This window comes from Saccharothrix sp. NBAS 001, assembly GCF_056640475.1.
This window is the reverse complement of the sequence record NZ_CM153251.1, coordinates 6,978,407-6,990,102: the sequence shown is the minus strand read 5'-3', so window position 1 is coordinate 6,990,102 and position 11,696 is coordinate 6,978,407. Positions and strand designations below refer to the sequence as shown.

Below are 11,696 nucleotides of genomic sequence, written 5' to 3'. Positions count from 1 at the left end.
GGTTACTCGCCGTCGATCACGTCGGGGTCCAGGCCGAGGTAGTTGGCTACCTGTTCGACCAGTACGTCGTGCACCAGGTCGGCCAGGTCCGCGCCGTCCTTCGCGCGTGCCTCCAGGGGGCGGCGGTAAAGGACGATTCTTGCCCTTCGGTCCGTTCCCGCTGGTAGGAGGCGTGCCAGGGGGACGTTTCCGTCTTCTACGATGTCCCCGTCTTCGGCTGCCGCCTGTACGTCCGGTACGTCGTCCACCGCCACGTCGAGTTGCGTCAGCTCCGTGCGCCACCGGGCTTCGATGGGCTCCAGGGCCTCCAGCACCAGCGCGTCGAACCGTTCCGCCCTGCTCCGCGCCGCCGGCAGGGTCGCCGGGTAGAGCGGGCCGCGCAGACCTCGGCCGTGACGGTCGCGGTTGCGTCGGCGCGGGTTGCCCTGTCGTCGCGAACCTCTGGCCATCACCACGGGGTAGAGGGTAGTTGGCGGGGGCGACAGGCTGTCGGCGACCTGCGGACTTGCCGAACTCGACCGCCGCGCCGGAGGTAATCCAACACACCTCAGCCGTGACGCGATATCGTCCCCGCCGTGCGGAGCGTGAGACGGTGCTCGCGAACCGGGTGCGCTAACCCGGCAGTCGCCACGCTCACGTACGCCTATGCGGACTCGACAGCGGTCGTCGGACCCCTTGCCACCTACTCCGAACCGCACAGCTACGACCTGTGCGAGGAGCACGCCCTGCGCCTCACCGCGCCGCGTGGCTGGGAGGTCGTCCGCTACCAGGGCGAGTTCCGGGCACCTGAACCCACCGTGGACGACCTGACGGCACTGGCCGAAGCGGTCCGGGAGGCTGGGCGGGCCGATCGGCCGGTGGACCCGCCGGAGGTTCCCGCGGGCACGGTCAGGCGTGGTCACCTGCGGGTTCTGCCCGATCCCAACGAAGACTGAATGTACCGAGCACGGCTCGCCCGCGAGCGCCGGTAGGCTTTCGACGCCCACGTCAAGAGCCAAACCGGGAGTGTGGCTGTGCGCGATCTGTCCGGCATCGTCAAGGCTTACGACATCCGCGGTGTCGTCGGGGAACAGCTTGACGCGGAGGTCGTCCGCGAGTTCGGCGCGGCGTTCGCGCGGCTGGTCGGCGGCCCCGCCGTGGTCATCGGCCACGACATGCGCGAGTCCTCGCCCGGCCTCGCCGCCGCGTTCGCCGAGGGCGTCACGCGCCAGGGCGTCGACGTGGTCGGCATCGGCCTGGCCAGCACCGACATGCTCTACTTCGCCTCCGGCAAGCTCGACCTGCCGGGCGCGATGTTCACCGCCTCGCACAACCCGGCGAAGTACAACGGCATCAAGCTCTGCCGCGCCGGCGCCGCGCCGGTCGGGCAGGACACCGGGTTGGCGCAGATCCGCGCCGACGTGGAGCAGGGCGTGCCGGACGCCGACGCGGTCGCGCTCGGGTCGGTCTCGGAGCGCGACATGCTCACCGAGTACGCGGCCTACCTGCGGGAACTGGTGGACCTGTCGGGCTCCCGGCCGTTGAAGGTCGTCGTGGACGCGGGCAACGGCATGGGTGGGCACACCGTGCCCTCGGTGTTCGAGGGGTTGCCCATCGACGTGATCCCGATGTACTTCGAGCTGGACGGCAGCTTCCCGAACCACGAGGCCAACCCGCTGGACCCGAAGAACATCGTCGACCTCCAGGCCCGGGTGGTCGAGGAGGGCGCGGACGCGGGTGTCGCGTTCGACGGCGACGCCGACCGCTGCTTCGTGGTGGACGAGCGCGGCGAGCCGGTCTCGCCCAGCGCCATCACCGCCCTGGTCGCCGTGCGCGAGCTGGCCAAGGACCCCGGCGGCACGATCATCCACAACCTGATCACCTCGCACGGCGTGCCGGAGATCGTCCGCGAGCACGGCGGCAAGCCGGTGCGCACGCGCGTGGGCCACTCGTTCATCAAGGAGGAGATGGCCCGGACCGGCGCCATCTTCGGTGGCGAGCACTCCGCGCACTACTACTTCCGCGACTTCTGGCGGGCCGACACGGGCATGTTGGCCGCGCTGCACGTGCTGGCCGCGCTGGGCGAGCAGGACGGTCCGCTGTCCGCGCTGACCTCGGACTACGCGCGTTACGCCGCCTCCGGCGAGATCAACTCCACGGTCGACGACCAGGCGGGCCGGCTGGCCGCCATCAAGGCCGAGTTCGGTGGGCGCGACGGCGTCACGCTGGACGAGTTGGACGGTCTCACCGTCGGGCTGCCCGACGGCTCGTGGTTCAACCTGCGGGCCTCCAACACCGAGCCGCTGCTGCGGCTGAACGTCGAAGCCGCCGACGCGGCCTCGGTCGCGGCGTTGCGCGACGAGGTCCTGGCGATCGTGAGGGGATGAACACCGTGGTCGTCCAACTCGACGTCAAGCTGCTGGAGATCCTGGCCTGCCCGTGCCCCGAGCACGCGCCGCTGCGACCCGGCACCGCCGACGACCCGCAGGCCGACTTCCTGACCTGCACGGCGTGCGGTCGGTCGTTCCCGGTCCGGGAGGGCATCCCGGTGCTCCTGCTGGACGAGGCTGTCACGCCGACGGCGGGGTGAACTCCGGTGCTCGACGACAGCCTCCTGGACGACCGGTCCCGCCTCACCGACGCCGACACCGGCGGCCTGCTGCGGGCTGCGGCACGGGCCGGCGCCCAGGTCCGGGCCACCGCCGAGGCGGCCGAGGACCTCGGCGTCCGGCGGGCGATGCAGGACCGCCCGCGCGCGTTGGTGCTGGTCACCCGGCCCGGCGTGGGCCACTCGGTGGCGAAGCTGGTGACCGCGCTGCTCGGGCCGCAGTGCCCGGTGCCGGTGGTGGTCTCCGACGACGTGCCGTCCTGGGTGGGTGCGCTGGACGTGGTCCTCGCGCACACCGAGGACGCCGGTGACGTGGTGCTCGCCGAAGCGGTGGACCGGGCGGCCCGGCGGGGCGCGCGGGTGCTGCTGACCGCCGAGCCCGAGGGGCCGGTGGCCGCGTCCGCCGCGCAGCACGCGCTGCTCATCCCGCCGAGGGTGCCGGTGCCGCAGGGCTTCGGGTTCGCCCGCGGGTTCGCCGCGTGGGTGCTGGCGCTCAACGCGCTGCGGCTGCTGGACGTCGACGTCCAGCAGATCGCCGACGAACTGGACCGGGAGGCCGAGCGCGACCACCCGATGCACGAGTCGTTCGTGAACCCGGCCAAGTCGCTGGCCCTGCGGCTCGCCGACCGGACCCCGCTGCTGTGGGGGCTGGACGACCCGGCGACGGCGGTCGCCGCGCACGGCGCGGGCGTGCTGGCCTGCTACGCGGGCCTGGTCAGCGACGTCGCCGGCTACCCGCAGGCGCTGACCAAGTCGGTGCTGCACCGCCGGGCCGTGCGGGGCACCTCCGGCGTGGACATCTTCGCCGACCCGGAGGACGAGCAGGACGGGCTGGTGCGCGTGCTGCTGCTGGCCGTGCGACAAGGCCGGCAGGCCGAGTACGCGCGCCGGTCCGCGATGGAGACCTTGCCGGGAGCCGACGTGCTCGAACCGGCCGAGGAAGTGACCGGCGGCGACGCGGTGTGTGCCGCGCTGCTCGCGCTGCGGTTCGAACTGGCGGCGTTGTACCTGGGCCTGGCGGCGGGAACGCTGGGCGGTCCGGGGCTCTACGCGCCGGCCGTGTGAGGGGAATCTGGCTGTGGAACTGCTGCACAACGCGGTGCGGGCGTACGCGTGGGGATCGCGCACGGCCATCGCCGAACTCCTCGGGAGGGAGGTGCCGGCCCCGCACCCCGAGGCGGAGCTGTGGATGGGCGCCCACCCGGGCGACCCGTCCCGGGTGCTCCGCCCGGACGGCGACCGCTCGCTGCTGGACCTGCTCGCCGAGGACCCGGCGGGCCAGCTCGGGGCGCGCTGCGCGGACCGCTGGGGCAGCAGGCTGCCGTTCCTGCTCAAGGTGCTGGCGGCCGACGAGCCGCTGAGCCTCCAGGCGCACCCGTCGGCCGAGCAGGCCGCGCGCGGGTTCGCCACCGAGGAGGCGGCGGGCCTGACGATGGACTCGTCGGTGCGCAACTACAAGGACCCGTCCGCCAAGCCCGAGCTGATCTGCGCGCTGACCGAGTTCCACGCACTGGCCGGGTTCCGCGCGCCGCACCGGACCGTGGCGCTGCTGCGGTCGCTGGAGGCGCCGGACTTCACCCCGTACACCGAGCTGCTGGCCGCCCAACCGGACGCGAACGGGCTGCGCGCCCTGTTCACCACGTTGATCACGCTGCCGCAGACCGCGCTGGACGCCCTGTTGCCGCAGGTCCTGGACGCGTGCGTGCTGCACGTGAAGGGTCACGGCGAGTTCGACCTGGAGTGCCGCACGGTCCTCGAACTCGGCGAGGCGTACCCCGGTGACGCGGGCGTGCTGGCCGCGCTGCTGCTCAACCGGCTGGTGCTCCAGCCCGGCGAGGCCATCCACCTGCCGGCCGGCAACCTGCACGCCTACCTGCACGGCACCGGCGTGGAGATCCTGGCGAACTCGGACAACGTGCTGCGCTGCGGCCTGACGCCCAAGCACGTGGACGTGCCGGAGCTGATGCGGGTGCTCGACTTCGCGTGCGGGGACATGCCCGTGCAGACCGGCGAGGAGACCGCGCCGGGCGTGTGGACCTACCGCACGCCCAGCCCCGAGTTCGAGCTGTCCCGGCTGGAGCTGGACGCGGGGGCGCGGTTGCGGGTCGACCACGACGGCCCGCAGATCCTGCTGGTCACGCAGGGCCGTGCCCGGCTGGCGAACTCCTCCGGCGCGTCTTTGCTGGTCGAGCGCGGCCACTCGGTGTGGCTGGCGGCGTCCGACCCGGCGGTGACGATCACCTCGGACGAGCCGACGCGTCTTTTCCGCGCAACCGCAGGCACCGATTAGGGTCACCCCACTAGGGTCACCCGCGGAACCGGGTCACTCCGACAAATCGGACTTTGGGTGAGGGAGCAGCCGTGTCAGCAGGGGGCGGTACCAAGGCCATCATCGCCGCGCTGGTGGCCAACGCCGGGATCGCGCTGGCGAAGTTCGTCGGCTTCCTGGTGACGGGTTCGTCGTCGATGCTCGCCGAGGCGGTGCACTCGGTCGCGGACACGTCCAACCAGGGCCTGCTGCTGCTCGGTCAGAAGACGTCGCGCCGCAAGGCCACCTTGAACCACCCGTTCGGGTTCGGCCGGGACCGGTACTTCTACTCGTTCGTGGTGGCCCTGCTGCTGTTCAGCCTGGGTTCGGTGTTCGCGCTCTACGAGGGCATCCACAAGCTGGAGTCGCACGAGCAGTTGTCGTCGCCGCTGGTCGCGGTGATCATCCTGGTGGTCGCGATCGGCCTGGAGACCTACAGCTTCAAGACCGCGATCGGCGAGTCGAAGCTGATCAAGGGCGACGCGACCTGGTGGCAGTTCATCCGCCAGTCGAAGGTGCCCGAACTGCCCGTGGTGCTGCTGGAGGACGCGGGCGCGCTGCTCGGCCTGGTGCTGGCGCTGGGCGGCGTCGGCCTGTCGACGGTGACCGGCGACCCGGTGTGGGACGCCATCGGCACCATCTGCATCGGCGTGCTGCTGGGCGTCATCGCGATCATCCTGATCATCGAGATGAAGTCCCTGCTGATCGGCGAGGGCGCGTCCCCGGCGGAGCTGGACACGATCGTCGACGAGCTGGCGGCGGGCAAGGTCCAGCGCGTGATCCACATCCGGACCCAGTACATCGGCCCCGACGAGCTGCTGGTGGCCGCGAAGATCGCCCTCAACCCGGGCCTCCAGGCGTCGGAGGTCGCCCAGGCGATCGACGACGCGGAACAACGCGTCCGCAACAAGGTCCCGGCCGCCCGCCTGATCTATCTGGAGCCCGATCTGGACCGCTCACTGGCCAAGTCGTAGGGCCGGCTGGTTGTCGGGGGTGGTTGGTCTGACGGATTCCACCGCACCCGGTAGGGCACGCTCGGTGCGCCGGTAGCACGACGAACGGGCCAGGTGCTTCCAGCAGTGCCCGCAGGGCGGCGGCGGTTCGGTCGTTGGGGTGGTTCTGGGGCGGGAAGGCCGTCGCCCACCGTGATCGCCGGGTGGACATCCAGGTCGAACGGATGCCACTCGGCGACCACGCGGGCTGCGGGCGTCGGCCGGGCCGGTGCGTGCGGGTGCAGGTCGGCGATCGACCCGGCTTGGATGAACCGTGGCCGCCTCGCCGGACACGTCGGTGCGCACCGGGTCGGGCACGCGACCGACGTCACGGCACCTCGTCGGGCTTCACCGCGGGCTTGGCGGTCGCGCCGTTCCGCTTGCCCAGCAGGGAGTTGCGCCTGCTGTAGGCGAAGTACACGACCACGCCCAGCGCCATCCACACCAGGAACCGGACCCAGGTCAGCGCGGTCAGGTTGAGCATCAGCCAGGCGCACGCGATGATCGCCAGGATCGGCACCAGCGGGACCAGCGGCACCCGGAAGCCGCGCTCCAGGTCCGGCCGGGTCTTGCGCAGCACCAGCACGCCCGCCGACACCAGCACGAACGCGAACAGCGTGCCGACGTTGACCATCTCCTCCAGCTTGCCCGCCGGGAAGAAGCCCGCCGCGATCGCGACCAGCACGCCGATGCCCAGGGTGATCCGGACCGGCGTGCCGCGCTTGCCGGTCTTGGCCAGGCCGCGCGGCAGCAGGCCGTCGCGCGACATCGCGAACAGCACCCGCGACTGGCCGAGCATCAGCACCATCACGACCGTGGTCAGGCCGGCCAGCGCGCCGAACGAGATGACCGTGGCGGCCCAGTCGACGCCGTTCTCCGCGAACGCCGTGGCGAGCGTGGCGCGGCTGCCGTCCGGCTGGGTCTTCAACCGGTCGTACGGCAGCATCCCGGTGATCACCAGCGACACCGCCACGTAGAGCACGGTGACGATCGCGAGCGACCCGAGGATGCCGCGCGGCACGGCCTTCTGCGGGTTGCGGGTCTCCTCGGCGGTGGTCGCGACGACGTCGAAGCCGATGAACGCGAAGAACACCAGCGACGCCGCGGCGAGCAGGCCGAGCACGCCGTACGTGCTGCCCGAGAACCCGGTGATCAGCGAGAACAGCGACTGCTCAAGGCCGCTGCCCGCGCTGCCGCCGGTCTCGGCCGGCGGGATGTACGGGCTGTAGTTCGCCGACTTGACGTACCCGATGCCGAGCACGATCACCAGCAGCACCACGGCCACCTTCACGGCCGTGATCACCGCGCTGACCCGCGACGACAGCTTCGTGCCGATCGCCAGCAGCACGGTCAGCGCGAAGACCAGCAGCAGCGAGCCCCAGTCGACCTCCAGGCCGCCGATCGCGACCGTGGTCTTCAGGTCGAGCCCCAGTTGGCCCAGCACCGTCTGCAAGTACAGCGACCAGCCCTTCGCGACGGCCGCCGCGCCGACCGCGAACTCCAGGATCAGGTCCCAGCCGATGATCCACGCCATGAACTCGCCGAACGTCGCGTAGGAGAACGTGTACGCGCTGCCCGCGACGGGCACCGTGGACGCGAACTCGGCGTAGCACAAGGCGGCCAGCGCGCAGGCGATCGCGGCCAGCACGAACGCGAGGGAGACCGACGGTCCGGCCAGGTTGCCCGCGGTGGACGCGGTGAGCGTGAAGATGCCCGCCCCGATCACCACCGCGACGCCGAAGACGGTCAGGTCCCACGCGGTGAGGTCTTTGCGCAGCTTGGTGTCCGGCTCGTCGGTGTCCGCGATCGACTGCTCGATCGACTTCGTGCGCCAAAGCCCGTTCCCCGGCACGGTGCTTCTCCTCTTCGTCGAGGGTTGTGACGGGTGTTCAGCCTAGAGGTCCGGTGGACTTCCGGTCGGTGGCCCGGCGCGGTTCGCAACTCTCCAACCACGTGGACAGCGCGTCCGGCGACGTCGACCGGACCTCCGGGCGGCGTTCGCGGACCGCCTCCGCGCGCACGGGCTCGGGTAGTTTGCACGGTCATGACGGTGCTCTGCCTGGACGTGGGCTCGACCTGGACGAAGGGCGCGTTGGTGTCCTCGGCCGGCGACCTGCTGGGCACGGCGCAGCGGCCGACGTCGCCGCCGGAGGTGCTCGACGGCGTGGCGGCGGTGTCCGGGGAGCTGGGCGGCGCGGACGAGGTGCTCGCCTGCTCGTCGGCCGGCGGTGGCCTGCGGCTCGCGGTGGTCGGGCAGGAACGCCTGGTCAGCGCCGAGGCCGGGTACCGGGTGGCGCTGTCGGCGGGCGCGAAGGTGGTGCACGTGTCGGCGGGCCGGTTGACCGGCGCGGGCGTGCGCGCGCTGCGGGCCGCGACGCCGGACCTCGTCCTGCTGGTCGGCGGCACGGACGGCGGCGACCGCTCGGTGCTGCTGCACAACGCGGCGAGGCTGGCCCGCGTGGCGTGCCCGATCGTGTTGGCGGGCAACGCCCACGCCCGGGGCGAGGCGCTGGACCTGCTCGCCGCCCGCACGGTCGTCGCGACCGACAACGTGCTGCCCGACGTCGGCGAACTGGCACCCGGCCCGGCCCGGCGGGCGATCCGGGAGGTGTTCCTGCGGCACGTGATCGGCGGCAAGGGCCTCTCCCGGGGCCGGGCGTTCCGCGACCTGGTCAAGGCCGTCACGCCGGACGCCGTCCTCGGCGGGGTGTCCAGACTGGCCGCCCAGGACCGCGAGGGCGCGGTGCTGGTGGTCGACGTCGGCGGTGCCACGACGGACGTCTACTCGGCGGTGTCCACTGTGGACGAAGGGGTCGAGCGCACGGTGGCGCTGCCGCCGGACCGGCGCACGGTGGAGGGCGACCTGGGGATGCGCTGGTCCGCACCGGGGATCGTCGCCGAGGCGGTCGCCGAGAAGCTGGTGGGCAAGGCGGAAGCCGTTGTGCTGCAACAGGAAGCTGCGTTCCGGGCGGCCGACGTGACATGGCTGCCCGACGACCCGGCGGTGGACCTCCGGCTCGCCGCCCTGGCCGCGATCCTGGCCACCCGCCGCCACCTGCGCCTGGTGGACGGCCGGTTGGGCCCGCGCGGCGCGGGCCGCCTGGTGCTGTCCGGCGGGGTCTTCCGCCACGCGCCGGACGTGGCGGAGGTCGAACGCGCCCTGCGCGCCGACCCCGTGCTGCGCCCGGTGCTGAAGTCGGCCGACATCACCGTCGACCGCGACTACGTGCTGGCCCCGGCCGGCCTCCTCGCCGCCGCCGGCCGCCCGGAAGCCGCCGACCGCCTGCTCGGCGCGCACCTGGGCCAGGACGGTTAGAGCGCCTCGGGTTCCGGTGCCCGCACCGGGGCCTGGCGGGCCGCCGGCAGCACCGGGCCGGCCGTCGGCGCGGCCACGTCCTCCAACCCCGCCGCGATGGCCACCGCCCGGTCCCACTCCGGGTCGGAGGTGTAGTCCCGGTGCCGGTTGACCCCCGCCGCCCACCGCCGCCCCGGGAACGGCCCGCGCTGCGGGTCCGGCAGCCAGTGGTCACCGCCGAGCACGAGCGCGCCGGTCGGGCCGCGCAACGCGGGCGGCAGCGCGCCGGTCGTGCCGTCGGGCAGGAAGCCGATCCCGAGCAGCATCCCGTCGAACACCTGCCGGCCCCACGTCGTCACCGCGCCGCCCAACGGGTCGGTGCCCCGGCACAACGCGCGCCACCGGCCGTCCAGCCCGCCCGCCAGCCGCGCCAGCGAGTCGTGCGGCACGACCGCCGGGAACGCCCTCGGGTACGCCCACTGCAACTGCGACCCCGCCGTCACCAGGCCCACCCGGGCCGCTTCGGACGCCGGCAGCTCCTCCAGCAGGCGCGCCGTCGCGACCGCCGCGAGCAGGCTCCCCTGGGAGTGCCCGGCGATCACCACCCGCGCGCCCGGATCGGCCAGGTGCTCGCGCACCCGCGACACCAGCTCCGGCACGACCTTCAACGCGTAGCAGGGCGGCACCACGGGGTGCGCCTCGCGCGGCCAGAACGCCGCCAAGTCCGCCAGGATCCCCAACTGCCGCGCGGTGTCCGGCCGTCGCGCCGCCAGCCACACGGCCCGCAGCAACGCCAGCGCCAGCACCGCGAGCACCACGACGCCGACCGCCGTGAACGGGCGTGACCAGCTCGGCGGGTCGACCTCGCGCAACCGCAGCACGGCCGCCGGCACCGAACCCGCCACCAGCACGCACGCCCCGATCAGCACCACGTGGTGGCTGTGCCGCCGCTTCCAGCGCGCCCACCACCACGCCCGAGCCGCCCGTTTCACGTCCCGCGCCCGCCCGGCGTGCAGCAGCGCCGCCTCGCGCGCCCACTCCTTCTCCCGCCGCAGCGAACTCCACCGCACCGCGCCGGTCGTCGCCACCACGGCGATCCCGGCCACGAACGCCAGGACCCCGGCCACGCCCCACAGCAGCGCGATGTAGTCGTACCCGCGCGGCAGCACGCCGTGCCCGAGCACCCGCCGCAACGTCAACCCGACCCCGGCCCCGAACCCGCCGCCGAGCAGCGCGGCGATCGCCAGCACCGGCGCGGCCATCCAGCCGCCGGCCCACGGCCGCAGGTCGCGCGGCAGTCCCTTCCACGTCTTGCGCGCCGACAACGCCGCCGGCACCAGCAGGAGCGCGAGCAGCACGCACACCAGCGCCACCGCCGCCGCCACCAGCTGCACGGCCAGGTCCGCGCCGGGCATCCGGGCCGGCAGCCTGGTCAGCAGGGCCGCCGACCCGAGGAACACCGCCCACGCCACGACCAGCAGCACCCGCCGGGGCCGCCGCGCCAGCGCCGCGCGCAGCCACCGCCCGCCCCGGTGCGGCGCGCCGCCGGTCGGGTCGTCCAGCAGCAGCGCGGCCAGGGCGGAGACCCCCACCAGCGCCACCCCGGCCACCCACGCCGCCTTCAGCGCGACGCCGTGCCAACCGGGCGCGACGAGCGGACCGAGCGGACCGCCCAGCCCGATCACCACCGCCGCGCCGAGCCCGGCGACCAGGTGCAGCACCCGCAGCGCGGGCACGTCCGGATCGGTCGCCACGTGCGCGCCGGGCAGCCCGGACGGCCCGATCGCCGACGCGGGCACGTGCTTGCGCTCGATCCGCCAGTCGACCGCCGACACCCGGTGCAGCACCACGAGCAGCAGCGCGACCGGCGCCAGCCCGATCACCGTCCGCGCCCACGGCACGTCCGACACCCACGACGGACCCCACAGGCACGTCGAGCCGGGCGCGAGGCACTGCGCCGCGACGAGGTCGAGGCTGATCACCGCGAGCTGGGCGACCAGCAGCACGGTCAGCAGCAGCGCCGCCAACCGGAGCAACGACCGCAGCGCCACGCCGAGCAGGTGCGCCGCCGTCGACCCGGTCGGCACCGGCGGCAGCATCCAGTGCGCCACGTTCGCCAGCGAGAACGGGAACAGCAGCGCCCACGTCGCCTTGGCCCAGCCGCCGGAGGTCATGCCGCCCCACACGTAGCCCTCGACCACGCGCGGGACCGGGCGTCCGCCCGCCTGGAGCATCGGGCCCGGCGCGGGTCTCCGAAGCCGGTCGGCGGGGCGCACGATGCGCCCCAGGCCGTCCCCGGCCACGTCCACCGCAGCCACCGCGTCCACCAGGGACTGCGGGGTCGTGCCCTGGACACCGTGCACCCGCAGCTCGACCACCCGTGTGTCGGGGCCCGGAATCAGCACAGAACCTCCAGCGAACCTCGCGTCAGCCAGGCCATAGTGGTGCATGAACACCCCAGACGCAGGCGACCCTGGCTTCCGGCGTGGCGAGCGGTAGGGTCGGACGAACCCC

The 11,696-nt window shown here is 73.4% G+C and carries 10 protein-coding genes; 7 read left to right on the top strand and 3 right to left on the bottom strand.

The genetic code is table 11. The features are described from left to right. Nucleotides 1-2: 2 nt before the first annotated feature. Nucleotides 3-449: a metallopeptidase family protein gene (locus AC0HI0_RS30095; protein WP_015104952.1), complete on the bottom strand. Its 447-nt coding sequence runs from the start codon at nucleotides 447-449 to the stop codon at nucleotides 3-5. A gap of 126 nt (nucleotides 450-575) precedes the next feature. Here AC0HI0_RS30095 and AC0HI0_RS30090 point away from each other — a divergent pair, with 126 nt between their 5' ends. The 6 genes from AC0HI0_RS30090 (at nucleotide 576) to AC0HI0_RS30065 (ending at nucleotide 5,869) form a co-directional block, all read left to right on the top strand. Beyond that, the gene (locus AC0HI0_RS30090) at nucleotides 576-935 is read left to right on the top strand and encodes a DUF3499 domain-containing protein (RefSeq protein ID WP_480926876.1); all 360 of its coding nucleotides are present in this window, start codon (nucleotides 576-578) and stop codon (nucleotides 933-935) included. 78 nt (nucleotides 936-1,013) lie between these two features. Next, a complete protein-coding gene (locus tag AC0HI0_RS30085; RefSeq protein WP_480926875.1) occupies nucleotides 1,014-2,366 on the top strand; it encodes a phosphomannomutase/phosphoglucomutase in 1,353 nt (450 codons plus the stop codon). After that, a complete protein-coding gene (locus tag AC0HI0_RS30080) occupies nucleotides 2,363-2,569 on the top strand; it encodes a Trm112 family protein (protein ID WP_480926874.1) in 207 nt (68 codons plus the stop codon). The genes AC0HI0_RS30085 and AC0HI0_RS30080 overlap by 4 nt, the downstream gene beginning before the upstream one ends. 6 nt (nucleotides 2,570-2,575) lie before the next feature. Then, nucleotides 2,576-3,652, top strand: coding sequence for an SIS domain-containing protein (locus tag AC0HI0_RS30075; protein ID WP_480926873.1), 1,077 nt, complete (start codon nucleotides 2,576-2,578; stop codon nucleotides 3,650-3,652). 13 nt (nucleotides 3,653-3,665) lie between these two features. Beyond that, complete coding sequence (gene manA, locus AC0HI0_RS30070) at nucleotides 3,666-4,877, top strand: mannose-6-phosphate isomerase, class I (protein ID WP_480926872.1); 1,212 nt, start codon at nucleotides 3,666-3,668, stop codon at nucleotides 4,875-4,877. Nucleotides 4,878-4,948: 71 nt separating this feature from the next. Beyond that, nucleotides 4,949-5,869: a cation diffusion facilitator family transporter gene (locus AC0HI0_RS30065; RefSeq protein ID WP_480926871.1), complete on the top strand. Its 921-nt coding sequence runs from the start codon at nucleotides 4,949-4,951 to the stop codon at nucleotides 5,867-5,869. A gap of 346 nt (nucleotides 5,870-6,215) precedes the next feature. Here AC0HI0_RS30065 and AC0HI0_RS30060 read toward each other — a convergent pair whose 3' ends face one another. Continuing rightward, a complete protein-coding gene (locus AC0HI0_RS30060; RefSeq protein ID WP_480926870.1) occupies nucleotides 6,216-7,739 on the bottom strand; it encodes an amino acid permease in 1,524 nt (507 codons plus the stop codon). Between the two features lie 192 nt (nucleotides 7,740-7,931). On the opposite strand from AC0HI0_RS30060, the gene AC0HI0_RS30055 reads away from it, so the two are divergent. Continuing rightward, nucleotides 7,932-9,203 carry a glutamate mutase L gene (locus AC0HI0_RS30055; RefSeq protein WP_480926869.1) on the top strand — a complete coding sequence of 424 codons (1,272 nt, stop codon included), beginning with the start codon at nucleotides 7,932-7,934 and terminating at the stop codon, nucleotides 9,201-9,203. Here AC0HI0_RS30055 and AC0HI0_RS30050 read toward each other — a convergent pair. Beyond that, nucleotides 9,200-11,632: a hypothetical protein gene (locus tag AC0HI0_RS30050; protein WP_480926868.1), complete on the bottom strand. Its 2,433-nt coding sequence runs from the start codon at nucleotides 11,630-11,632 to the stop codon at nucleotides 9,200-9,202. The genes AC0HI0_RS30055 and AC0HI0_RS30050 overlap by 4 nt on opposite strands. Nucleotides 11,633-11,696 lie beyond the last annotated feature (64 nt).